General features: G+C 36.9%; 20 protein-coding genes. 6 read left to right on the forward strand and 14 right to left on the reverse strand.

Annotated elements, in window-relative coordinates; genetic code table 11:
- Positions 1-167 precede the first annotated feature (167 nt).
- The 8 genes from pgi to uvrC form a co-directional block, all read right to left on the reverse strand.
- Entirely contained in the window at positions 168-1,799 is a 1,632-nt protein-coding gene (gene pgi / locus J0871_RS02975; RefSeq protein WP_208223313.1) for a glucose-6-phosphate isomerase, read from the reverse strand.
- A gap of 113 nt (positions 1,800-1,912) precedes the next feature.
- Positions 1,913-3,157, reverse strand: coding sequence for a peptidoglycan DD-metalloendopeptidase family protein (locus tag J0871_RS02980; RefSeq protein ID WP_208223315.1), 1,245 nt, complete (start codon positions 3,155-3,157; stop codon positions 1,913-1,915).
- 4 nt (positions 3,158-3,161) lie between these two features.
- Positions 3,162-4,130: a tryptophan 2,3-dioxygenase family protein gene (locus tag J0871_RS02985; protein ID WP_208223317.1), complete on the reverse strand. Its 969-nt coding sequence runs from the start codon at positions 4,128-4,130 to the stop codon at positions 3,162-3,164.
- 3 nt (positions 4,131-4,133) lie between these two features.
- The gene (locus J0871_RS02990) at positions 4,134-4,913 is read right to left on the reverse strand and encodes a DUF3108 domain-containing protein (RefSeq protein WP_208223319.1); all 780 of its coding nucleotides are present in this window, start codon (positions 4,911-4,913) and stop codon (positions 4,134-4,136) included.
- Positions 4,914-5,212: 299 nt separating this feature from the next.
- Positions 5,213-6,355, reverse strand: coding sequence for a 4-hydroxyphenylpyruvate dioxygenase (gene hppD, locus J0871_RS02995; RefSeq protein ID WP_093304593.1), 1,143 nt, complete (start codon positions 6,353-6,355; stop codon positions 5,213-5,215).
- Positions 6,356-6,394: 39 nt separating this feature from the next.
- Positions 6,395-7,561, reverse strand: coding sequence for a homogentisate 1,2-dioxygenase (locus tag J0871_RS03000; protein ID WP_208223321.1), 1,167 nt, complete (start codon positions 7,559-7,561; stop codon positions 6,395-6,397).
- A 220-nt stretch (positions 7,562-7,781) separates the two neighbouring features.
- Positions 7,782-10,010, reverse strand: a complete 2,229-nt coding sequence (locus J0871_RS03005) for a patatin-like phospholipase family protein (protein ID WP_075325209.1) — start codon at positions 10,008-10,010, stop codon at positions 7,782-7,784.
- A 29-nt stretch (positions 10,011-10,039) separates the two neighbouring features.
- The gene (gene uvrC / locus J0871_RS03010) at positions 10,040-11,836 is read right to left on the reverse strand and encodes an excinuclease ABC subunit UvrC (protein WP_208223323.1); all 1,797 of its coding nucleotides are present in this window, start codon (positions 11,834-11,836) and stop codon (positions 10,040-10,042) included.
- A 178-nt stretch (positions 11,837-12,014) separates the two neighbouring features.
- Here uvrC and J0871_RS03015 point away from each other — a divergent pair, with 178 nt between their 5' ends.
- Genes J0871_RS03015 through J0871_RS03040 form a run of 6 tightly spaced genes read left to right on the forward strand, consistent with a single transcriptional unit; the run spans position 12,015 to position 16,792 of the window.
- Positions 12,015-12,440 (forward strand): RimK/LysX family protein, encoded by a 426-nt coding sequence (locus tag J0871_RS03015; protein ID WP_208223918.1) that lies wholly within the window; start codon positions 12,015-12,017, stop codon positions 12,438-12,440.
- Entirely contained in the window at positions 12,437-13,309 is an 873-nt protein-coding gene (gene rimK / locus J0871_RS03020) for a 30S ribosomal protein S6--L-glutamate ligase (RefSeq protein WP_075325212.1), read from the forward strand. The genes J0871_RS03015 and rimK overlap by 4 nt, the downstream gene beginning before the upstream one ends.
- A 3-nt stretch (positions 13,310-13,312) precedes the next feature.
- Positions 13,313-14,293: a succinylglutamate desuccinylase/aspartoacylase family protein gene (locus J0871_RS03025; RefSeq protein WP_208223325.1), complete on the forward strand. Its 981-nt coding sequence runs from the start codon at positions 13,313-13,315 to the stop codon at positions 14,291-14,293.
- A complete protein-coding gene (locus tag J0871_RS03030; RefSeq protein WP_208223327.1) occupies positions 14,286-14,855 on the forward strand; it encodes a 5-formyltetrahydrofolate cyclo-ligase in 570 nt (189 codons plus the stop codon). Before J0871_RS03025 ends, J0871_RS03030 begins: the two co-directional genes overlap by 8 nt.
- A gap of 48 nt (positions 14,856-14,903) precedes the next feature.
- A complete protein-coding gene (locus J0871_RS03035; RefSeq protein ID WP_208223329.1) occupies positions 14,904-16,352 on the forward strand; it encodes a PAS domain-containing sensor histidine kinase in 1,449 nt (482 codons plus the stop codon).
- 17 nt (positions 16,353-16,369) lie between these two features.
- Positions 16,370-16,792 carry a response regulator gene (locus tag J0871_RS03040; protein WP_208223331.1) on the forward strand — a complete coding sequence of 141 codons (423 nt, stop codon included), beginning with the start codon at positions 16,370-16,372 and terminating at the stop codon, positions 16,790-16,792.
- Here the strand turns inward: J0871_RS03040 and J0871_RS03045 are convergent, their stop codons facing one another.
- The 6 genes from J0871_RS03045 to gdhA all read right to left on the reverse strand — a co-directional run bounded on the left by J0871_RS03045 (position 16,793) and on the right by gdhA (position 26,075).
- Positions 16,793-17,416, reverse strand: coding sequence for a lipoprotein signal peptidase (locus tag J0871_RS03045; RefSeq protein ID WP_208223333.1), 624 nt, complete (start codon positions 17,414-17,416; stop codon positions 16,793-16,795). It lies immediately after the preceding gene.
- A gap of 170 nt (positions 17,417-17,586) precedes the next feature.
- Positions 17,587-17,970, reverse strand: a complete 384-nt coding sequence (locus J0871_RS03050; protein WP_075325218.1) for a TraR/DksA C4-type zinc finger protein — start codon at positions 17,968-17,970, stop codon at positions 17,587-17,589.
- A gap of 5 nt (positions 17,971-17,975) precedes the next feature.
- The gene (gene ileS / locus J0871_RS03055) at positions 17,976-21,377 is read right to left on the reverse strand and encodes an isoleucine--tRNA ligase (RefSeq protein WP_208223334.1); all 3,402 of its coding nucleotides are present in this window, start codon (positions 21,375-21,377) and stop codon (positions 17,976-17,978) included.
- 145 nt (positions 21,378-21,522) lie between these two features.
- On the reverse strand, positions 21,523-23,928 hold the full coding sequence (locus J0871_RS03060) for a TonB-dependent receptor (protein ID WP_208223335.1): 2,406 nt from the start codon (positions 23,926-23,928) through the stop codon (positions 21,523-21,525).
- Positions 23,929-24,648 carry a DNA repair protein RecO gene (gene recO / locus J0871_RS03065; RefSeq protein ID WP_208223336.1) on the reverse strand — a complete coding sequence of 240 codons (720 nt, stop codon included), beginning with the start codon at positions 24,646-24,648 and terminating at the stop codon, positions 23,929-23,931.
- An 83-nt stretch (positions 24,649-24,731) separates the two neighbouring features.
- Positions 24,732-26,075: an NADP-specific glutamate dehydrogenase gene (gdhA, locus tag J0871_RS03070; protein ID WP_075325222.1), complete on the reverse strand. Its 1,344-nt coding sequence runs from the start codon at positions 26,073-26,075 to the stop codon at positions 24,732-24,734.
- Positions 26,076-26,160 lie beyond the last annotated feature (85 nt).

Raw genomic sequence — 26,160 nt, forward strand, 5'->3', positions numbered from 1 at the left:
TTTAAATTTCGATGCAAATGAAGCTAAATCCTACAACCCGCAGTTTACGGAAATGTTAAGAAATTTAACTTTAACATCTTGTTCGGCGCAAAACTAAAACAAATTTTCAACTAATTGATTCTTTGAAAACTATAGATTTCAACTAAGTGTTAACAAAAGTGTGATTTTTATTCTAAAAAGAATTTTAACAAACTTTTTGTAGAAGAATCGTGAGTACTGGGGGTTTTATTTTCGATTTCCGCAAGAATTTTACTTGCAAGTTGCTTTCCTAATTCCACACCCCACTGGTCATAGCTAAAAATATTCCAAATTACACCCTGCACAAAGATCTTATGCTCGTACATCGCGATAAGTTTTCCTAAACTTTCAGGAGTAAGTTTATCTATAAGCAATGTGTTGGTTGGTTTATTCCCATCAAATTCTTTAAATGGTAATAACTTTTCTACCGCATCTTTGGATAATCCCTGGGCTTCGAGTTCCTGTTTTACTTCGGCTTTAGATTTTCCCTGAAGCAAGGCCTCGGTTTGCGCAAAGAAATTCGCCATCAATTTATTATGGTGATCTTCATTTTGGTGCAGGGATTTTTTAAATCCTATAAAATCTGCAGGAATCAGTTTAGTGCCCTGGTGAATTAATTGAAAGAAAGCATGCTGGGAGTTGGTTCCTGGCTCACCCCAAATTAGAGTGCCCGTTTGGTAGTCAACTTTTTTACCGTTTCTATCTACACTTTTTCCATTACTCTCCATAATTGCCTGCTGCAAATACGCGGGAAGCCTGTGTAAATATTGCGTATAAGGAATTACCGCTTCACTTTCTGCTTTATAAAAATTGTTGTACCAAATGCTTAGCAAAGCCAATTGTACAGGAATATTTTCTTTAAAATCTGAAGTTTTAAAATGTTGGTCCATCTTATGAGCACCATTCAATAAAGCTTCAAAGTTGTTATAACCTACTGCCAGGCTTATAGAAAGTCCAACCGCACTCCATAAAGAAAAACGACCGCCAACCCAGTCCCACATAGGAAAGACATTTTCTATAGCGATACCAAATTCTTCAACATTTTTTAAATTGCTGGAAACTGCCGCAAAATGTTCTGCAACTGCTTCCTGCGGCGCAGTTTTTCTAAACCAATTTCTAATTGTGGTAGCATTAGAAAGGGTTTCCTGGGTAGTAAAGGTTTTTGAAACTACCAAAAATAAAGTAGTTTCAGGATTTAAATTTTTTAAGATTTCGTTTACGTGATCACCATCTACATTAGAAACATAATGAACTTTAAGATGGTTTTGATAATATTGTAGCGATTCTGTGATCATCACCGGACCAAGGTCTGAACCTCCAATTCCAATATTTACAACATCGGTAAATGCTTTCCCGGTAAAACCTTTTTTCTCTCCGCTAATAATTTTTTCAGAAAATTTCCTGATCTTTTCTTTTACTTCCTGCACTTCAGGCACTACGTTTTCACCATCCAGGGTAATTTCAGCCCCCGCAGGAGCTCTTAATGCCGTGTGTAAGACTGCGCGATTTTCGGTTTTGTTAATCGCATCTCCGTTAAAATAAGAGTTTATTGCCGATTGAAGATCACATTCTTCAGCCAGTTCAAGAAGTAAATCACGAGTTTCTTTAGTTATTCGGTTTTTGCTGTAATCCAGGTAAAAATCCTCCCAGGCAATGGTAAATGCAGAAGCCCTTTCAGGATCTTTTTCAAACAGCTCTTTTAACTGCAATTGTTGCACTTCGTTAAAATGCTTTTCTAATTTTTTCCAGGCTGTTGTTTGGGTTGGATTTATATTTTTCATTTAAATTTTTCTTTTCCTGGCCTTGGCCTAAAACTTTTAATTTTATTTGAAATGAGTGATTTAAGATTGAATCAATCTTTCACTTTAATATTAAGGGTGCTCCCTATTGGAACCTATTTTTTATATTCTTTATAAGGAATTTTATCCAACGAAGTTTTTAAATCTTCTATGGCGGCAAAATACTTTTCCTTATGCTCGGGCTCTATATGTTTTGCAGTGGGTAAATTTTGGCGATAAGGATCTACCTGTTTCCCGTGAACCCAGAAGCGATAGCACACATGCGGACCTGTAGCAAGACCGGTACTCCCCACATAACCAATAACATCGCCTTGTTTTACTCTTTGGCCACTACGCACATTTCGTTTACTCATATGCAAATACTGCGTGGTATATTTATCATTATGCCTCACTTTTACATAATTCCCGTTTCCGGAAGTATAACTGGAAGCGATTACCGTTCCATCTGCAGTGCTTACAATTGGCGTTCCATGGGCCGCAGCATAATCTGTTCCCAGGTGCGCTTTCCATCGTTTTTGAACCGGGTGAAATCTTCTTTTGGTATACCTGGAAGAAATTCGGCTATAATTTAATGGTGCTTTTAAAAAGAAACTTTGCAGTGCCTTTGCTTCTTCATCATAAAAACTGGGTTGCCCGGTTAATGAATCGGTTTCGTATTCAAAAGCATAAAAAGGTTTATCGCCGTGTTTAAAAACTGCGGCTTCAACATTTTCAATCCCCACAAAAATGGTATCATCAATATATTTTTCAGAATAAATCATTTTAAACTGATCACCTTTCTGAAGTTTAAAAAAGTCTATACTCCACTGGTAAATATCTGAAAGTTCATAAACCAATAGATTGCTTAAACCCTGCGCCTGAACGGCTTCTGAAAGGGAAGACGTAATTACTCCAGACACTTCTCTTCTCTTCACACTTACCGGCTTCTTTTTTCGCTCTACACTAATGCTATCACCAATTCCCAGCACCGTATAATTAACCCTGTCATGTTGATAAATGAAAAATTGTGGGGTATTAGCAGAATCTTTGGCTTTAAGAATTTTATATTTTTTTCCGGCGGTTATTCTAGCGGAATTAAAGGTGTCTTTTACTTTTTCTGAAATTTGGTAAATCCTGCCGCGATCTACCCCGTGTTGATCTAGAATATAGCCAAAACTATCTCCAGACTCCACAGTGCCATTTACAACTTCAAAATTATCCAGGATAAAACCGAATTCTTTCTCAACAGGTTTAGGCACTTTCTTTTCTACCTTTTCTTCATTAAGGGCGGTTTCTTTTGCGTCATCTTCACAGGCTGTGAAAGCCAACATCAATACCAGTAGGAAACTTATTTTCTTCAATTTTTTAGCAATTTTCTTTCTGTGTGTTAAACATATGGTTTACCCATTCTTTGCCCCAATCTTCTAATTCTTCTTCACTCCATAAATAAGGAAAAAAACTAACTCTCTGGAATCCCGACGGCAAAAATTCTTTCCAATTTGTGCCTCCCGTAGCAGCAATAGTTTCTTTATCCTTATTTAAATATCTGTAAGCAGCACCCATATGCATAAGGGGCCAATTTATATTTACATTGGCGTCAAAATTACGTAATGCTTCTTTTAATCCCTTATTATTTTTAACCGAATCTGGAAGTTGTTGATATTTATGGTAAAGGGTTCTTCCTTTATATTCTGAAGCTATTCTAAGAAAACGCGCCGTATAGCGTTTCTCAAACTGTTTTAAGGTTAAGGTTTTCTCCCCCGTTTTTAAATCGATACCACCTTTTTTCCAGTAAATATTTTCGTACAAATCTTCTAAACTACTTTCTTTAGAAAATTGTTCTCTTATCTTAAATGAAACTAAATTCTCTAAAGGAGTAGAATAGAGCTCTATCATTCTAAACTGTGCAGATTGAAATCCGCTGGCAGGTAACAAAGACATTCTGAATTTAAGAAACTGCTCTCTCTCCATTCCTTTAATCATCACATCAAAAGAATCGGTTAGAATCCTGAAATAACGATTTAAACGATTGTATTTTTCAATTAAAAAGTTAGCATCAGGAGCTTCAGCCTCAATTATTTGCTTCTGCTCATGGATAATGAGTTTAAAATAAAGTTCGGTAATTTGATGGTAAGAAATAAAGATTTTTTCGTCTGGAAAATGAGTTAAGGTTTTTTGCAGACTCAATAAAGTGTCTATACTTAAATAATCCCAATACGTAAGGTACCTATCATATAAAAGTCCATCTAAATAGGAAGCCAAATCCTGACCTGAATTTTTAAACTTTTCCTCTAATGCAAAAATACGTTCTGCAATTTCCGGCTTTATTTCCATGTATTATTCCATAATTATTTTAAACGGATGCTTTAGGCCTTTATATTCATCTAAATCGGCATCTAAAGATCCAACTGCAAGATTTGCTTCAATTTTAATAGGCAGTTTATTAGCATCGTCACTAACCCAAAAAGTAAGACTTTCTTTTTCTTTAAAAACCCTGCCGGCCATAACATACGGCCTGAATTTTAAAGTAGCAACCTTACCAAACTTGGTTTTTATAACCTCCCGGCCTAAAAATTTTAGTTTAAAATCCATGTTCTCATCATCTATAAAAAGATTGAGGCGCATTTCATCTCCAGGGCGAAGTTCGTCGTTCTTAATATTGTTGCGAATATAATAAAATGCCGATAACATATCGTGAACATTCGGCTTGGTCGTATAGGTATGATTTTCGTTGTGTTTTTTATTAAAAACGTATGCTTTATTATCGCTATGGTCAAAGTCTATTTCCAGGTCTTTGGTATAACCCCCTTCATCTATTTTTCTAATAAATTTATAAGGTTTCCCGTCTTGTTTATCTATATAAGTTTGATAATTATCATCTACCTTAAAAAACCAGTGTAGTAATCCGGTAGATTTCCCTTTCCCTTCAATATGATAAACGGGTTTGCCTTTTATATTGGTTTCATCTACCTCTAAAGTGGCAAAACTTGCATTAAAAGGGCCATAGTGTATGCGGAATTTAAACCATTCGCCCGCGCCAAATGCCTTTTGAGATTGAGCCTGAACTGCGAAGCCGGTTAAAAGTAGAAGGAATATTGTAAATATACTTTTTTTCATACCAAATTTTTAAATACTGATTTACAGAGTGCTTGGGCTATGGATATTTACAATTTCTATTCCAAATGTATTAAAACAAAAAACCCCATCAAATTAATGACGGGGTTTTTGTCTTATTAACCAACTAAAACTTAAATTATGAAAAATTAAATACATTATTGGTAACCACTCCAAAAATGCGAGCGCAAAAGTCTGCATTTAATAGAGTTATAGCAACCATAAAATTGAGATTAACACAAAATTTTTCAGTAATTCAATTTTTTAACTATAAACTTTAGTTAATTAAGTTATTTTAAAATTTATTGCAAGGTTCCTCGCAAATCCTGTTCTCTTTCAATAGCTTCAAAAAGTGCTTTAAAGTTCCCTTTTCCAAAAGATTGGGCGCCTTTTCGTTGAATTATCTCGAAAAACATTGTTGGACGGTCTAAAACCGGTTTGGTAAATATCTGCAAAAGGTAACCTTCATCGTCACGATCTACCAATACCCCAAGTTCTTTTAATGGTTCTAGATCTTCATCTATTTTCCCTACTCTATCTAATAAAGTGTCATAATAAGTTTCGGGAACATACAGGAATTCTACCCCGCGATCCCTAAGTTGAGTTACGGTTTCAATAATATTATCTGTAGCCAGCGCAATATGCTGCACTCCTGCACCATTATAAAAATCTATATATTCTTCTATCTGCGATTTTTTCTTTCCTTCTGCAGGTTCGTTAATTGGGAATTTAATCCTACCATTCCCATTACTCATTACCTTACTCATTAAAGCCGTATAATCTGTAGAAATATCTTTATCATCAAAAGACACCATTTGTGCGAAGCCCATTACTTTAGCATAGAAATCTACCCATTTGTTCATCTCGTTCCAGCCTACATTTCCCACCATATGGTCTATGTATTTTAGGCCTGTATCTTCTGCCTGCACTTTAGTAGCATAGGTTTTATAACCGGGAAGAAATGGACCTTCGTAATCTTTTCGTTCTACGAACAAGTGAATGGTTTCCCCGTAAGTATGAATTCCTGAAATCACAGCTTTCCCGTGTTCGTCTTCCATTTCATAAGGTGCCACATAAGATTTAGCACCTCTTTTCGTGGTTTCTTCATAACTTTTCCTGGCATCGTCTACCCAAAGTGCCACCATTTTCACACCATCTCCGTGCTTATTAATGTGGGCATTAATATCACCTTCCGGCTGAAGCGGGGAAGTAAGTACAATTCTAATTTTTCCCTGTTGAAGCACATAAGAAACACTGTCTTTTCTACCTGTTTCCAAACCAGAATAAGCCACAGGCTGGAAACCCCAGGCATGTTGGTAGTAATAAGCTGCCTGCTTGGCGTTACCTACGTAAAGTTCAACAAAATCGGTTCCCAGGATAGGAAGAAAATCTTCAGCATCCTGCATTACCTTTTCTAATTTAAGTGATGTATTATCAGTACTCATTTTTATATTTTTTATTGCTAATATTTTTAATTATAAATCTTAATGATTTTCATCCAACCAGGATTTATGGTAGGTTTCATCGGCAATTTCCATTGCATCTTCGGTAAGCATTAATGGCTTGAAAGTATCTACCATAACCGCTAATTCCTCGGTTTCTACCTGGCCAATGCTTCGTTCTACGGCTCCCGGGTGCGGCCCGTGCGGAATTCCCGCCGGGTGCAACGAAATATGTCCGGCTTCAATATCGTTTCTACTCATAAAATCACCATCTACGTAATACAATACCTCATCACTATCTATATTACTGTGACTATATGGCGCCGGAATACTTTCTGGATGATAATCGTATTTACGCGGACAGAAACTGCACACCACAAAAGCATCGGTCTCAAAAGTTTGATGCACCGGTGGTGGTTGGTGAATTCTTCCCGTTATAGGCTCAAAATCGTGAATTGAAAAAGCATACGGATAGTTATAGCCATCATAACCTACTACATCAAATGGATGCGTAGCGTAAACCATATCGAATATTTCGCCCTGCTTTTTAATTTTAATTAAAAAATCTCCTTTTTCGTCATTGGTTTCTAATTCGTGCGGTTGTCTTAGATCCCGCTCGCAAAATGGAGAATGCTCCAGTAATTGCCCAAACCAGTTTCTATAGCGTTTAGGTGTATAAATTGGCCTTCTTGATTCTACAATAAATAAGCGATTATCCTCGTCGTCAAAATCAATTTTATAAATAGTTCCTCGCGGAATTAATAAATAATCGCCGTACTTAAAATCAAGATTTCCAAGATGTGTTCTTAACCTCCCACTTCCTTTATGAATAAAAAGCAATTCATCTGAATCTGAATTCTTATAAAAATAATCATCTGTAGAACCTTGTGGAGAAGCCAGGGTGATATCTACATCACTATTGGTTAAAACCACTTTTCGACTTTCAAGATAATCGGGATTTGGTTTTACCTGGAAACCTTTAAAACGATAAGATTTTAAATTGTTTTCTGAAGCTATTTTTGGTTTTACACTATAACTTCCTTTAACCTCTTTTACCTGCGTTGGCCGGTGTTCGTGATAGAGATTAGAAGACATCCCGTCAAAACCAATAGTTCCAAAAAGCTGTTCGTAATAAAGGCTGCCATCTGGTTTTTTAAAAACCGTGTGGCGTTTATGAGGAATTTTACCGAGTTTATGATAAAAAGGCATAATCTGATATTTTTAATTCAACCCCCAATTTCTAAAAGAATATTGAGAATTTGTTATTTTTTTCAGTGTTATTTTACTTTAAAACAAATATCGGGAATTTTTAAGGAAACATTCTTAAAACATCTCTAAAAACCTGTAGCAAAAAAGCAAACTTTAGAAGTTAAATTAGTATCAGAAAATGTAGGCGATTATTTGAAAAATAGAATTTTTTCTTAATATCCTAAAACCAGAAACCAAGGCTAAAAAACCATTGGCTGGATTTAATTTCGGGAGAATAGGTGTATTTCACCTCTAAAGGACCTATAAAAGTATCTATACCATAACCAAGTGCATAGCCGGTAAAATCTGGCATGGTAAACCAATCTCCAGAAGAATATAATTTATTGCCCACATTGGCAATATTTGCACTTGCAATCACGTGATTTTTTCTGAAAATTTCATAATCAAATTCCACGAGTCCTTTTATATAACTATCTCCCGAAAGACTAATAAAATCGTATCCGTAAAACGGAACAAAATTATTGATTAGGTTATTTCCATATCCTCCCAAAAAGAAATCCAGCGTGTTTACACCGTCGTTTCCTATTTTAAATCCCGCTTCAGTTACAATTCGGGTAGAGAATCTATTGATGGGAGAAAAAGCATAACCTAAAGTTCCTTTTGCGATAGAAAATTCAGAAAAATCATTATTAAAATCTGAAGAAAACAAGTAAAGATGAAAATTCCCATCAAAATAAACGCCGCGCGAAGGGAAGTATTTGTTATCGTAAGAATCGTATTTTAAATATCCAAAAGCACTGTAATAATGGCTATTTTCAAAAAGGCGGGTATCGCTTATTTCAGGATTTGGATTATTTAAAGTTTCAGAAGCAATTTTTAAAAATTTATGTTCGGCTCCCAGTCCGAAGGAAAAAACCTGCTTAAATAAAGTTTCCGCATAAAATTGGTTGGTAAAATCGCGGTAATCTATATCTATCCTGTTTACCCCAATATCCTGCAATTCGGCATTTTCACTGGCAAAATCAAAAGAAACCGGATAATCAAAATTATTATATCGCGATTTAACACCAATACTCCAGTAAAAACCTTTGTCTATATAATAGTCAAAATTATACCTAAATTGATCTCCCACCACTACATCCAAAGAAGTTACATCGTTAGTAAATAACAAACTTTTATGGGTAAAATTAATAAGGGCACCAATTTGGTAAAGTTCGTCATAATGAACTCCCAATCTTAGCAGGCTCTTATTTTTACTTTCTTCTATTTGCAGGCTTAAAGTGTAAAGTTGGTCGTCGTTATTAGGAATTAACCTGTAATTTATTCGGTTAAAATTCCCGGTAGCAGATAGGTTATTTATCCCTTCGTTGAGTTCTTTAAAGGTGAAATCTGTAAAGTAATTCAATCTTAATTTTCCCAGAATATAAGACCGCGGATAGTTATTATTACCTTCTAAAGTAAGCGTACTTATTTGCAAAGTATCCATCTCTGGAATTACAATATTGCGCGGACCCGTGCTTTGGCGTGCAGCCAGCTTTTCCAGATCATCTTTTCTTTTTAGCGAAGCCACCCTTCCCGAATCTATAATTGCCTCTCCTTTCTCAAAAGACAATACTGAAAATGGACTAATATCTGGTTTGATATAAATATCGGTTTTAGGAATTTTTTCCTTCATATCACTAATTGTCCGGAAATTGCTTATTTGAGCAAGAATATCAAAAACATTGCGCAAATCGTCTTTATTTACCAGGCTATCCTGCACATCTACGCCAATAATCACTTCAGCACCCCTTTTTCTAAGTTCTTCTACGGGATAATTATTGGCAACCCCACCATCGGTTAGCAACCGTCCATTTAAACTTACAGGACTAAAAATAGAAGGGATTGCGCCACTGGCAGAAACCGCCTGCGCAAAAGAACCTTCGTCTAATATCACTTCTTCCCCGGTTTCCACATCGGCAGCAACACAAAAAAACGGAATAGGTAATTCTTCAAAATCATCTACATTTCCCAAATGCATGGTAAGCTGGGACATTAAATTATAGATATTTTGTCCCCTGGAAAGTCCTGCGGGGAAACCTATTTTAAAATCATCAAAAGGCAGGCTAATAGCATATTTTTCGGCATCTTCCTTTTCATAAAAAGATTTTGCGCTACGCGGAATATTATCCTGAATTAAAATATTAAAATTAGTCTCGTGAAAAATTGAATCTAACTCGTGTGCCGTATAACCTGAAGCATACAAACCGCCAATAATTGCGCCCATACTGCTGCCCCCAATATAATCTATTCTAATTCCGGCTTCTTCAATTACTTTTAGCGCACCAATGTGGGCAAGGCCTTTTGCACCACCACCACTTAAAACCAGCCCAACTTTTAAATCTTCCTGCTCCTGGGAAATTCCCGGAAGCATTACAAACAGAAAAAGTAAAAGCAGTAGTTTTTTCATTTGTAATTTATATTGCGCAAAATGCTGTTTTATTTTTTCTCTTGATAATGATTGAAAATTATTCCCGCTTTAGAAACTCCAATAACCTCGGCGAGTTCTTTTTCTGAAGCTTCTTTTATTCGTTTTACCGATCTAAATTGTTTTAATAATTCTACCACGGTTTTTTCTCCAATGCCGGTAATCTCTTCCAACTCTGTATTTAACGCAGTTTTACTCCTTTTGTTACGATGAAAAGTAATTCCAAACCTATGCGCCTCATTCCTAAGCTGCTGAATAATTTTTAAAGTTTCAGATTTTTTATCTAAATAAAGAGGAATGGTATCTCCCGGATAAAAAATCTCTTCCAGGCGTTTTGCAATTCCTATAATGGCTATTTTTCCTCGTAAATCCAAAGCTTCCAATGCTTTTACTCCTGAAGAAAGCTGGCCTTTTCCCCCATCTACAATTATAAGTTGCGGCAACTCTTCACCCTCATTAAGCAAACGTTTGTAACGCCTAAAAACCACCTCTTCCATAGAAGCGAAATCATCTGGCCCTTCCACGGTTTTGATATTAAATTTACGATAATCTTTTTTGCTGGGTTTGCCGTTTTTAAAAACCACACAAGCAGCTACGGGATTTGTTCCCTGGATATTAGAATTATCAAAACACTCTATATGTCTTGGTTCTACATTTAACCGAAGATCTTCTTTCATTTGCGCCATTATACGCTTCACGTGCCGGTCTGGATCTACAATTTTCATTTGCTTAAAACGTTCCTGGCGGTAATATTTGGCATTTCTAAGCGATAAATCTACAATCTTCTTTTTATCGCCCAGTTTGGGAATAGTTACCTTCACTTCTTCCCCGGCATCAACCTTAAAAGGCACATAAATTTCTTTAGAGTTTGAGCTGAAGCGCTGCCGAATTTCGGTAATTGCTAATTCTAATAATTCTTCATCGGTTTCATCCAGCTTTTTCTTCATTTCTATGGTATGCGACCTGATAATTGCGCCGTGGGAAAGCTGGAGAAAATTTACATATCCATAGCCTTCATCTGAAACTATAGAAAACACATCTACATTGGTAATTTTCGGATTAACCACTGTAGATTTAGACTGGTAATTTTCCAGTACATCAATCTTATTTTTTATTCGTTGTGCATCTTCAAACTCCATTTTCTCAGCGTGCAACTTCATCTGCTCTCTAAATTGCTGTAAAGAATCTTTAAAATTGCCTTTTACAATTTGCCGAATCGCTTCAATATTACTGTTGTATTCTGCTTCAGCCTGTTTTGCTTCACAAGGGCCTTTACAGTTTCCTAAATGATATTCCAGGCAAACTTTATATTTCCCATTCCTTATTTTTTCTTCTGAAAGATCATAATTACAGGTTCTAAGCTTGTATAGCCCTTTTATTAGATCAAGCAGCGTATTTACCGTTTTAAAACTTGTAAAAGGACCATAATATTCGCTACCGTCTTTTATAAGTTTTCGGGTAGGAAAAACTCTTGGAAAACGTTCATTTTTAATACAAATCCAGGGATAGGTTTTGTCGTCTTTAAGCATCACGTTAAACCGTGGCTGATGCTTTTTTATAAGATTGTTCTCTAAAAGTAAAGCATCGGTTTCAGATTCTACAACAATGTGCTTTATCTCCTTTATCTTTTTTACCATCACACCAATTCTATGACTGTCGTGGCGTTTGGTAAAATAGGAAGTCACCCTTTTTTTAAGGTTTTTTGCTTTCCCTACATATAAAATTTTCCCGTTTTTATCGTAATACTGGTACACCCCGGGACTATTGGGGAGGGTTTGTAATTGTACTTCTAAAGCTGGCGTTTCCATTTCCCCAAAGGTAGAATTTATTATGCGTAGCAGTAAAAATTGATAGCGCGAGTAAATGTTAAATTTATATTAATTTGAAGGTCAAAATTCCGATGTTCAGCTTAGCTATGGGCTTGACGTTCATTAAATTTTATAATTTCTATAAAAAAATTAGATGGGTATTTTACTACCTTGCGGTATGGAGAAAACAGTAATTGGGCGTTTTGATAAAGCAGATTTCCCTGCACTGCATTTAAATGATATAGCTATTAAAATTGATACCGGTGCTTATACTTCATCTATACACTGTGAAAATATTGTTGAAAAAGATGGAGTTTTAGAATGCACTTTTCTGGATGAAGAACATCGTTTGTACAACGGAAAAAAATTTACTTTTACAGATTATGATATCGTTTTTGTGCGCAGCAGTAACGGAATTATTCAAAAAAGATATCAGGTAATATCCACTATTAAAATTTTTAATAAGGTCTATAAAATTTCCCTTTCTTTGTCCTCCCGACAGGAAATGAGGTTTCCGGTGCTAATTGGCCGAAAATTCCTTACCAAAAAATTTATCGTGGACACCGAATTAACTGACGTTTCTTACAATTTTAAACAAAAATGAAAATAAAAATTCTTTCGCGTAATAGCCATTTATATTCTACAAAACGTCTTGTAGAAGCTGCTACAAAACGCAAGCACGAAGTAGAAGTTATAGATCCTCTAAAGTGTGACATTGTTATTGAGAAGCGTAAACCTAATATTTACTACAAAGGTGGCTATATAGAAGGTGTAGATGCAGTAATTCCAAGAATTGGAGCTTCGGTAACATTTTATGGTACCGCGGTGGTAAGACAGTTTGAGATGATGGGCGCGTTTACCACTACAGAATCTGAATCTTTAGTAAGAAGTCGTGATAAATTAAGAAGTTTACAGGTACTTTCTCGTGCAAAAATTGGACTGCCTAAAACGGTTTTTACTAACTATTCCAGAGATGTATCTGGAGTTATAAAACAAGTTGGCGGAACACCTTTGGTAATAAAGTTATTAGAAGGAACCCAGGGAGTTGGTGTTGTTTTAGCTGAAACAAATAATGCTGCAGAATCTGTAATTGAAGCTTTTAATGGTTTACAGGCCCGTGTAATTGTTCAGGAGTTTATTGAAGAAGCTAAAGGTGGAGACATTAGGGCTTTTGTGGTAGACGGTCACGTAGTTGGCGCCATGAAAAGACAGGGAAAAGAAGGAGAATTTAGATCTAATCTTCACCGCGGAGGCAGCGCAGAAGTTGTTGAACTTACCGACGAAGAAGAAATTGCAGCGGTAAAAGCCACTAAAGCAATGGGGCTTGGGGTTGCCGGTGTAGATATGCTACAAAGTGCCCGCGGGCCACTAATTCTTGAGGTAAATTCTTCTCCGGGCTTAGAAGGTATTGAAAAAGCTACCGGTAAAGATATTGCGAAATCCATAATAAGATATATTGAAAGGAACGTTTAGCCTATGGCAAAAATAACCAGTGACAATGTTCTGGAAATTCTGGGTGAAAAAGTAAAGCCGGGAAAAAGCGCCACTATTAATTTTAATATGGCCAAACTTTACACTACTACCTCGGTGGAGGTACCGGTAATAATTGAACGTTCTAAAAAGCCTGGTCCCGTTGTTTTAATAACTGCAGGAATTCACGGCGATGAAATTAACGGGGTAGAAATTGTTCGGCAAATTATCTCCAAAGGAATCAATAGGCCTCAAAAAGGAACCGTTATTTGTATTCCCGTGGTGAATATTTTTGGATTTCTGAACTTACGCCGGGAATTTCCCGATGGCCGTGATCTCAACAGGATGTTTCCCGGAACCAAACACGGATCTCTCGCCAGTAGATTTGCATTTCAGTTTGTAAAGAAAATATTACCACTTGCAAATTTCTGTTTAGACTTTCATACCGGTGGCGCCAGCAGGTTTAATGCCCCACAAATAAGGGTGAAGCGAGGCGATGAACAAAGTCTTAAATACGCTAGAATTTTTAGCGCTCCATTTACCATTCACTCTAAAACCATCACAAAATCTTATCGGGAGACCTGTGCAAAAAAAGGAATTCCGGTGTTACTTTTTGAAGGCGGAAAATCTCAGGACAGTAACAAAGATATCGCCAAACACGGCGTAGAAGGCGCTATGCGAATTTTGAGTTTCCTGGAAATGTTAAACCCAAAATTTGAATATCCAGATGCGATTACCGAAACCGTAGTGATTGAAAATACCAACTGGATGCGCGCTAAATATAGCGGTTTGCTTCACATAAAAATTCCTTGTGGTAAACACGTAGAAAAAGGGGAATATATTGGTACTATTACCGATCCTTATGGGAAATTCAGACATAAAATCAAGGCCGTAAATACCGGTTATGTAATTAATATTAACGAATCTCCCATTGTTTACCAGGGAGATGCTATTTTTCATATTTCAGCACCACCAAAAGATGAATAAAGCCGAATTACGAAAAAAATACAAAGCATTACGCTTAGAGCTTTCCGAAGAAAAAATAGAAGCACTTAGCCTGGAAATCGCCAATCAGTTACTCCAATTACCGGTTTGGGAAAAAGAATTTTACCATCTCTTTCTAAGCATTGCTGAACAGAAAGAAATCGATACAGAAAATATCTTACATATTCTGCAAGGTAAAGATAAGAACGTAGTGCTTTCTAAAACCAATATCAAAAAACATAAACTGGAACATTTTTTACTTACCGATAGCAGCGTTATAAAAAAGAACCGCTGGAATATTCCAGAACCTGAAGGTGGTATTCCCATCGCTCCAGCCCAAATAGATGTGGTTTTTGTAGCGCTTCTCGCATTTGACAAAAACGGCCACCGTATAGGCTACGGCAAAGGTTTTTACGATAACTTTTTAAGTGAATGTAAGCCTGAAGTAATTAAGGTAGGGCTTTCATTCTTCGAAGCAGAGCCGGCATTTAAAGAAGTTTTTAGCAGTGATATTCCACTGGATTATTGCGTTACGCCCAATAAAATATATAGCTTTAAAAATTAGGGAATTAGGAAGTATTCTGTTATTTTTAACAAAACTTTCGCCCCTTTAATGCTAAACGACCTTCAATTAAACAGCATTCTTGAAGATTTTGATATCGCCTACTGGAAGATCAATCTTCTAAATAAAGAGGTGAGCTGGTCCGAACATTTTGATACGCTCGTGGGGAATCCCATTTTTTCTGAATCTCATTTTGAATATTTTTTAAAGGAAATTCTGCACCAGGATTATCGCTACGATTTCAGACTTTATTTTGATAAACTTACCGAAGAAAATGAAGCTTTTAGCATAGAGCTTAAACTGAAACTTAATAATGGTAAATATCGCTGGTTCGAATGCCGAAACTTAAAGAATAAAGAAAATAATAAGGAAACCGCAGTACTTCTCTTTGTAAATATTCATCAAAATAAACGCGACCAATATACTATTGAAGAAAACTTCTTTTATTATCGCGAAACCGCGCAAATGACCAATACCGGGGGTTGGTACATAGACACCCAGAACAAGAATATTTATTGGGATAATGTGACAAAAAAGATAATTGGATGCCCCCTGGATTATCAACCACCCTACGATGAACATTTACGATTTTATGCGCCCGAGGAACATCAGGAAGTAACTTCAGCATTTGATAAATGTGAGAAATATGGTATTCCGTTTAAGGTTGAATTAAAAATGCGGAATCTCTATAACAAAGATTTCTGGGTTCGCGCCACCGGAAAACCCGTTTATAACGAAGACCAGGATATAATTGGAATTCGGGGTGTTTTTCAGGATATAAATGACCAGAAAATAAACGAATTGAATTTACAGAATTCTCTAGACCTTGTTGCTACCCAAAATTCCCGTTTATTCAATTTCGCACATGTTGTCTCCCACCATTTACGCTCTCATAGCAGTAACCTGTGTCTTATTGTTGAATTACTAAAAGACGCCAAAACCGATAAAGATAAAATTGAATTAATTCCCAATGTAGCCGATATTTCTGAAAATCTGGATTTAGCAATAAATGAGTTAAATGAAATTGTAAATAAACAAACGGTTTTAGGAAAAGAACGCCGAATTGTTTCTTTCGAAAAAGCCCTAAGTGGGGTAATGGCTTCAACTTCTTCATTAATTAATCGGGAAAATGCAAAAATCGTAGCTGAATTTCACGCCCTAAAAGAAATTAGCTATATACCTGAATATCTTGAAAGTATTTTACTAAATTTAATTACAAATGCCATTAAATATAAACATCCGGGTAGAAAACCGGTAATTTATATTCAAACCTATTTGAAGAATGAAACTCCTTTTTTGGAGGTTAGTGATAATGGTTTGGGCATTGACCTGGATCAATATGGTGACAAGATGTTTGGGATGTATAAAACCTTTCATGAGAACCTGGATTCCCGTGGTATTGGCCTTTTTATTACAAAAAATCAAGTGGAAACACTTGGGGGTACAATTTCGGTAACCAGCACTGTAGATGTAGGCACTACATTTAAAATTAAATTTTAAAAATTAAACTAATTCTCATGGGGCAAAAAGTAGAATTGGCGTGTATTATTGACGATGATAAGATATACGTTAACCTGGTTAAGAAGATTATTGAAATTAAAAAACTTTCTAACAATCTTCTCATTTTTAAAAACGGTATGGAAGCTTTAGATCATTTTAAGTTGATTCTTGAAAACGCTACCGAAGATAGACTTCCCGATATTATTTTCCTGGATATCAATATGCCTGTTATGGATGGCTGGGAGTTTCTAAATGAATTTATTAAAATTAAGAATAACTTTGAGAAAAAGATCACACTTTACGTGGTAAGTTCTTCAATAGATCCGCGAGATTTGGAACGCGCAAAATCTATTAATTTGGTGACCGATTATCTAATTAAGCCAATAGAATTAAAGAAATTCGAAAAGATTTTTGATAGAAACGGAAGCGCAGCCGCTTAGTTAGTTACTTGCTTTAGCCTCTTCCTCTTCTTTTGGAAAAGCTCGTTTATTAAAAAGCAGCAGTAAAATTACGCCCGCGCTAATTGCGGTATCGGCTACATTGAAGACCGGTTCAAAGAATGTGAAATAATTTCCGCCCCAGAAAGGTATCCATTCGGGTAAATTGCCCTGCCATAATGGGAAGTAAAGCATATCTACTACCTTACCGTGAAATAAGGTACCGTAGCCACCTTCTGCCGGCATAAATTCGGCTACCTGTCCATAACTGCCGTTAAAAACGATTCCGTAGAAAACAGAGTCTATAATATTTCCAAAAGCTCCTGCGAAGATTAAGGCTATTGCGGTGATTAAGATTCGTGAACCATTTTTTCTAACAGAATCCCACAACCAGTAACCAATACCCACAATGGCCACCAACCTAAAAAGCGTAAGGAATAATTTTCCGTATTCTCCCGGGATCTTGGTTCCCCAGGCCATTCCTTCATTTTCTACAAATAAAATTCTGAACCAATCAAAAACCGGTACTTCCTCGCCAAGCGAAAAATTTGTTTTGATATAAAATTTTGAAATTTGGTCTATTAAAAGAACCAAAACGATAATAATACCCGCTTTTTTTAAGGACATGAACTCGGTGGAATTTAAAACGCCGCTAAAATACTAATATTATTTAGTTTTTACCCGGCTAAAAATCAGCTTCTGGGAAGCATTTTTTAAATTTTATAATCTTAAAATAAAAGCGCCCCCAGGCACAAGCAAAGGGGCGCTATAAATATGATTTGAGTAACAGAAAATATTTATTTCTGCATGTTTTTAGCCTCAATACTTAAAGTAGCGTGGGGCACCAATTTTAAACGCTCTTTAGCGATTAATTTTCCGGTTACACGGCATATTCCGTAGGTTTTGTTTTCAATTCTTGTTAAAGCATTTTTTAGGTCGCGGATAAATTTTTCCTGCCTAATAGCTAATTGAGAATTGGCTTCCTTACTCATAGTTTCGCTTCCTTCTTCAAAAGCTTTAAATGTAGGAGCAGTATCATCTGTACCGTTGTTTCCATCATTTTTATAAGCATTTTCGTAAATTTCCAATTGCTCCTGTGCCTTCGCGATTTTGCCTTTAATCAGGGCCTTAAACTCAGCTAATTCGGCATCGCTATACCGTTCTTTTACTTCAGTTGCCATAATTTCTAATGTTTTTTAATAAACATTTTGGTAGTAATATCGTCAAAAGCCACCTCGGCTCCTTCAGTTACCACCTCTGCAAATTCGAGACTTGCAGTTAATGTTTCATTTTTAATATAGGTTATATTTTGGTTAACGGCATCCTCGACAATACCGTCCTTTTGTAGGGTCACATCAATAGTATCGGTAACTTCAAAACCAGAATCTTTTCTCATATTCTGTATCCTGTTTACCAATTCCCTGGCAATTCCTTCCTTTTTTAATTCTTCAGAGATACTAACGTCTAAAGCTACGGTAATATTACCACTACTTGCCACTAGCCAGCCTTCAATATCCTGGGAAATAATTTCTACTTCTTCAGAAGCTAATTTAACCATTTCTCCGTTAAGATTTATCGCAATATTGCCTTCTCGCTCTATCTTTGAAATATCTTCAGGAGTTAATTTATTTATCTCATTGACTACCAGCTTCATATCCTTTCCAAATCTTGGGCCAAGAACCTTAAAATTTGGTTTTATTTGCTTTACAAGCAATCCTGAAGCATCATCTATAAGCTGAAGTTCTTTTACATTTACTTCAGACTTTATCAAGTCTTCAACCGCCTGAATTTCTTCACGTTGCTGCTCGTCAAGCACCGGAATCATTACTCTTTGCAGCGGTTGTCTTACTTTTATCATTTCCTTCTTTCTAAGCGATAAAACCAATGAAGAAATGGTTTGAGCCTTCTCCATTTTTCGCTCTAAAGATTTATCAACAAACTTATCATCATACTTTGAAAATTCAGCCAAATGTACCGATTCAAAGTTTTCTTTTTGTGTACTCTTGTTTAAGTCTTTGTAAAGCCTATCCATAAAGAACGGCGCCACCGGTGCACCCAGTTTGGCTACTTCAACTAAACAGGTATAAAGTGTTTGATATGCTGAAATTTTATCTTGCTGGTAATCGCCTTTCCAGAATCTTCTTCTACTTAAACGCACAAACCAGTTACTAAGGTTTTCCTGAACAAATTCTGAAATTGCACGGGTTGCCCTGGTAGGTTCATAATCTGCATAGAATTTATCTACTTTCTCGATTAAAGTATGTAATTCTGAAAGTATCCAACGATCTATCTCGGGTCTTTCTGCTAAAGGCACATCCTCTTCTTTATAGGTGAAATTATCAATATTCGCATATAAAGTGAAGAAAGAATACGTGTTGTAAAGGGTACCGAAAAATTTACGGCGAACCTCAGCGATTCCTTCAATATCAAATTTTAAATTATCCCATGGATTGGCGTTAGAGATCATATACCAACGCGTGGCATCTGGGCCGAAAGCTGCCAAAGTCTCAAAAGGGTCTACCGCGTTCCCAAGACGTTTGGACATTTTTTGTCCGTTTTTATCTAAAACAAGTCCGTTAGAAACTACGTTTTTATAAGCTACATCATCAAAGATCATCGTAGCTATAGCGTGCAGGGTATAAAACCAGCCTCTGGTTTGGTCAACGCCTTCGGCTATGAAATCGGCCTGGCGTTCTCCTTCTTCAACTTTTTCTTTATTTTCAAAAGGATAATGCCATTGTGCGTAAGGCATAGAACCAGAATCGAACCAAACATCTATAAGATCTGCTTCGCGTTTCATAGGTTTACCGGAATCTGAAACCAGGGTAATTTCATCTACCACGTTCTTGTGAAGATCTACCAGGTCGTAGTTTTCTTCACTCATATTTCCGGGTTCAAAACCTTCAAAAATATCTTTATCCATAAAGCCGGCTTTAACCGACTTCGACATTTCTTCTTTCAATTCTGCAATAGAACCAATAAGCTTTTCCTCTTTCCCTTCTTCGGTTCTCCAAATTGGCAACGGAATTCCCCAATAACGACTTCTGGATAAATTCCAGTCGTTCGCATTGGCCAGCCAGTTTCCAAAACGGCCTTCACCGGTAGATTTTGGTTTCCAGTTAATGCCTTTATTCAATTCGTGCATGCGCTCCTTGAATTCGGTTACTTTTATGAACCAGGAATCCAACGGATAATATAAAATAGGTTTATCGGTTCTCCAGCAATTTGGATAGCTGTGAACATATTTTTCTACTTTAAAAGCACGATTTTCTTCTTTTAGTTTTATAGCAAGTTCAACGTCTACAGATTTCTCTGGCGCCTGCCCTTCGTCATAATATTCGTTCTTCACATACTTCCCGGCAAATTCGCCCATTTCTGGTCTAAATTTCCCCTGAAGATCTACCAACGGAACAAGGTTTCCATTTTCATCTTTCACCAATAATGGCGGAACTTGAGGTGTAGCCTGTTTCGCTACCAACGCATCGTCTGCACCAAAAGTTGGCGAAGTATGCACAATTCCGGTACCATCTTCTGTAGTCACAAAATCTCCGGCAATTACGCGAAAAGCATTTTCAGGATTTTCTGCAGGTAATGCATAAGGCAACAATTGCTCAAATTTTATCCCAACAAGATCTTTTCCTGTGAAAGTTTCCCCGATTAAAAATGGGATCTTTTTATCGCCTTCAGTATAAGCTTTAAGTTCCTCTTCGGTTTCAACTTCGGTAAACTTTTTATCGAATTGAGCCTTAGCCAGCGCCTTCGCAACCAGGATAGTGATTGGCTCAAAAGTATACTGATTATAAGTTTTTACTGAAACATATTCGATTTTTGGCCCTACTGTTAATGCAGTATTAGAAGGCAAAGTCCACGGAGTCGTGGTCCAGGCGATTAAAAATGCGCCTTCCAGATCCTTTTCAACCGAAGCTGCTGAAGCATCAGTGATTTTAAACATTGCCGTAACAGTGGTATCGGTCACATCCTGGTAAGTTCCAGGTTGATTAAGTTCGTGAGAGCTTAGTCCCGTCCCTGCTTTTGGCGAATATGGCTGGATAGTGTAACCCTTATAGATTAGGTCTTTTTTATAAATTTCGGAAAGCAGCCACCAAACTGTTTCCATATATTTTGACTTATAGGTAACGTATGGATCTTCCATATCTACCCAATAGCCTATTTTTTCGGTTAGGTCGTTCCACACATCGGTGTAACGCATTACCGCATTTTTACAGGCTTCATTATACTTTTCTACGGAAATTTTGGTCCCAATATCTTCTTTGGTAATCCCAAGCTCTTTTTCAACGCCAAGTTCTACCGGAAGACCATGCGTATCCCAACCGGCTTTACGTTTTACCTGGTATCCTTTTTGGGTTTTATAGCGACAAAAAATATCCTTAATAGCTCGCGCCATTACGTGGTGAATTCCCGGAAGTCCGTTCGCAGAAGGTGGCCCTTCAAAAAACACAAACGGTTCTTTGCCTTCCCGTGTAGAAACGCTTTTTTCAAAAATATCGTTCTCCTTCCAGTAACTTAAGATTTCCTCAGCTACTTTTGGTAAGTCAAGTCCTTTATATTCAGGGAACTTATTGCTCATTTTTTCAAAATTTCCAATGAGTCGCGAAAATAATCAAATTTAAGAAAAGAGTGCGATAGAAAAACGGAAAAAGCTAACCCAAAAGAAATTGATATTAAATAAACCCAGAAAGATTTTTAAAAGCCTTGAGAATTAAGAAAAAGGATTAAAAAGTATACCGCAGCGCTAAAATTAAATTTCTACCTGCAGCGGCGATTCCCGAAGAATAAGTTCGGTAACGCTGGTCGGTGATATTTTCTAAGGAAGCGGTTGCCAGCAAGTTTTTACTAAACTCGTATTGTCCTGTTAAATTTAGGCTATACCAGGAAGGTGAATATGGATTTCCATTATCGTCTATGGCGTATAAATAGGCTTTGCCCTGTTCTGAAGGAGCTAGATCTTCATAGTCGAATTGCCCATTATATTCAGCAAAAAGATCGAACTTCAGTCTTTTTTTGTGCCATATTAAATGTGTATTCCCAAATACAGGAGCTGCGTGGCGTAATGCCGCGGTAGAACCATCTTCCTGTTCTTCTTTTCCTTCAGTAATACTTATTTGGGAACTGAATCTTAGCGCGACAGATAAATCAATTTCTATCCCACTCTCAAAACCATAAACATGCGCTATCGCGGTATTTTGAATCCCCTGCACACGGCTTGGCTCTCCCTGGTAATCTATTTCGGTTTCCCCATTTAAGTTGAAATCCCTGCGCACCATAGCATCATTTAAATACGTATAAAATGCGGTCGCGATAAAACTGATATTTTCGGCAGGCTTCCAGTCAAAACCAAGCTCACTACTGTAAGCGTATTCTGGTTTTAAATCTGGATTTGGCACTACTACTGCTCCGGGTTCAGAATCGAAAATTTTGCCCACATCATCTATATTGGGGGCTCTAAAAGCTGTAGAAAGATTCAATCGCCACCCGATAAACCTGTTTTGTTGCCAGTTAATTCCCGCACTTCCGGTTAAAGCTCCGGTATTAATTTTGGCCTCAATAAATGGAAAATCATATAAATTCTCATCAAATTCAGCGTCCACCAAAATATGATTATACCGAAGTCCAGATTGAAAAGAAAGATCTTCCTGAATCTTCCATTGATAGGTGGTATAAGCCGCAATGGATTGCCAGGTAGAACCATCTGGATATCGTGAAGCGGTGATGTTTTCTTCTTCCGTTAAAATATTTTCTGCAAATCCCGTAGAATTCACTTTATTAAAAACATATTCGGCTCCATAAAACAACCGGCTCTCTTCAAAGGTCTTTTCAAAATCGAAATTAACCGAATAAGCATCTACATTTTCTTTGGTGTTGTATAACCAATCTTCACCAAAATCCCGGTTATGACGGCTCTCTTCAAAAAATTGATAAGCAGTTGTCATCTGGGCTTTATCATAGAATGCTCCGTTTCCTTTTTTATTGATCTTAAAATTCCCCATAAACCATTCCTGAGGGCCATAATACCATTCTGCTGTACGCAAATCACCATCGCGCTTTCGGTAAAGCCTGTCAAATCTTGGAAAATCTGATGTGGTAGAATAGATAAGTCCTAAATTTAGGTCCCAATCTTTATGTGGCATAAACTTTACTTTCTGCAGTAAATTAATTTGTTGATATCCGGTTGGCTTTTGCACTCGAGGATCATCATTTGCAACCACTACATCTTCACCATTTTTTCGCACTGCATATTCGTTTCGCAAATATTCATCAGGTCCGTGAGATCCCATTCTCAAATCATCGAAATCTGAAAAGCTAACACTGCTTAAAAATGCCCAGTTCTCCAGGCCTATATTAACATCGGCGTGTACAGTTTTTTCATTATTGGCAGAAGCGTAACGGGAATAAGCGCTCCCGGAAACCGAAGTTTCATTAGTAAATGAAAATTTAGGCTTTAAAGTATAGAAATTCATCACCCCGCCTACAGCATCACTTCCATAAACCACCGATCCCGGACCAAGAATTACCTCAGTATTTTCAACCGCCAAGGGATCTATTGAGATGATATTTTGAAGATTTCCGCTTCTAAAAATCGCAGTATTCATTCTCACGCCATCTACCGTAATTAACAATCTGTTTGTTGAAAAACCACGAATCATAGGGCTTCCGCCCCCTAACTGGCTTTTTTGAACAAAAACCTGCCCGCTGCTTTCTAAAAGATCGGCTGAAGTTTGCGGACTCGCCATAATAATATCTTTAGCTGAAAAACTGACTATTTTCTGCGGAATTTCATCTTTATTCATTTCAAATTTTGCCACTGAAAGCACCACCTGCTCCAACTCGTTATCATTCCCATTTAGATAAACTGTATTCTGGTTTTGGATAATCTGGGATTTCTTTAAACTTTTATTGGAATAGTTTACGTGAGAAAAATGTATAATTTCTTCTTCGTCAAATACTGCAATATCGGCTTCCCCATCAAAATTGGTAAGCTCACTTTTAGATTTATTCGCATTGTAAATAGCCACGCTGGCAAGTGGCTCATGGCTTTCTGCATCCAAAACCTGTATCTGCTGGGCGTAGATACTATTAACCATAAAAAAAAGGAGTATTACTCCTGTTAGACTTCGCATTTAGCTAAAGATTTCGTTAAGTACGGCGAGTGATTTTGGTTTTTTAAAACCTTCAATATGCAACTCGTAATACAAAAGCAGCATATTTAAAAAATTAGACCGACTTTGCTGATTCAACTTTACTTCGTTGAGAGCATCAAAATTTATGCCTAACAACTGGCGTAAAATAGCGATATTTTGGCCTTCTATACAATAATTATTAATACTGCTCATTTCAAAAACGCCATCTAAAAGATTAAAATAAGGAAGCTCTTTAGATGCCGAATCGGGATAAAACCCCAAATAGCGCGTTAAATTTAGTAAAAATAAAAGATGAAAATTGGCGATTTTATCGTGCAAATCTAACCACATTAGTGAATTTTCCAGATAATTAAATAACTGCGGATTGGTTTCTTCTTCTCTAATAGCGTTTTTTAAAACTTCAGCCAGGAACATAAGCATCGCGCCTTTTACCATGTTTGTGTGAAGGCTGGTATAAGTGTGCAATACCTTTGCATCTTTAAGGTATTCCATTTTTCCCTGGTTGCGGTGGTTTGCAACAATTTCTAACTGGGTAAGCAACTGAAACTGGGAAGCTTTGAACTTTCCCTTTTTAGATTTAAGCACTCCCTTAAGCATATAGGTTTTTAAGCCATCACTATAAGTATAAGCTTTCACAATCAAATCGGCCTCGCCGTATTTTAAAGCACTAATTACAATGGCCGGAGTAGTAACAAGCATTCTTCAACAATTATTTCTTTCCGAAGATAATTAAAAAAGGCCGCCCAAAAAGCGACCTTAATTTTATTCTATTTAGAAAGTAATTAAACTACTCCCTGCGCAAGCATGGCATCGGCAACTTTCACGAAACCGGCAATATTTGCTCCTTTCACGTAATCTATATAACCATCTTCTTCCTTTCCAAACTCAACACATCGATCGTGAATATCGTTCATAATCGCGTGTAATTTTTGATCTACTTCTTGCGAAGTCCAGTTATATCGCATAGAATTTTGGCTCATTTCTAAACCAGAAGTTGCAACACCACCAGCATTAGAAGCTTTCCCAGGCGAGAATAAGATTCTTGCTTCTTTAAACACCTCTACAGCATCTGGGGTACACGGCATATTCGCACCTTCTCCCACGCACATACATCCATTTTCAATTAACTTCTCGGCATCTGCTTTTTGGAGTTCGTTTTGCGTAGCACAAGGAAGCGCTACATCACATTTTACACTCCATGGGGTTTCTCCTTCATAATATTTAGCTGAAGGATATTGATCTACATATTCACTTATTCTACCACGTCTAACATTTTTAAGATCCATGATAAACTGAAGCTTTTCTGAATCAATTCCGGCTTCATCATAAATATAACCTCCAGAATCACTCATTGTTAAAATCTTCGCTTTAAATTCCAGGGCTTTTTCTGCAGCATATTGCGCCACATTTCCAGATCCTGAAACCACTACCGTTTTACCTTCAAGAGATTCATTGCGTGTTTTAAGCATATTTTGTGCAAAATATACATTCCCGTAACCGGTAGCTTCAGGACGAATAAGAGACCCACCGTAAGAGAGTCCTTTCCCGGTTAAAATGCCGGTAAATTCGTTTTGTAATCTTTTATACTGGCCAAACATATAACCAACTTCACGAGCGCCAACGCCTATATCTCCCGCAGGAACATCGGTATTTGCACCTATATGGCGATAAAGTTCTGTCATAAAACTCTGGCAAAAACTCATTACTTCATTATCTGATTTTCCTTTGGGATCAAAATCAGATCCTCCTTTTCCACCACCCATTGGTAAAGTGGTAAGGCTGTTTTTAAACACCTGCTCAAAAGCAAGAAATTTAAGAATACTAAGGTTTACGGAAGGGTGAAAACGCAAACCACCTTTGTAAGGCCCAATGGCCGAATTCATTTGAATTCTAAACCCACGATTCACCTGAATATTACCTTCATCATCTAACCAGGAAACTCTAAACATAATTACACGTTCCGGCTCTACCATACGCTCTAAAAGTTGCATATTCTGGTACTTTTTATTCTCTTCTATAAAGGGAATAATAGTCTCAGCAACTTCGTGCACGGCCTGCATGAATTCGGGTTCATTTTGATTCCTTTTTGATACTTTATCGAGGAAATCCTGAATATTTTGTTCCATATTATGTGATACTTCAAATAGTTTATAAAAAAAGCTGTGTTTTGTACTGCAAATATATGAGTTCTATAAAAAACGACCTCAAATT

This window comes from Salegentibacter sp. BDJ18 (assembly GCF_017579965.1).
GTDB lineage: Bacteria > Bacteroidota > Bacteroidia > Flavobacteriales > Flavobacteriaceae > Salegentibacter.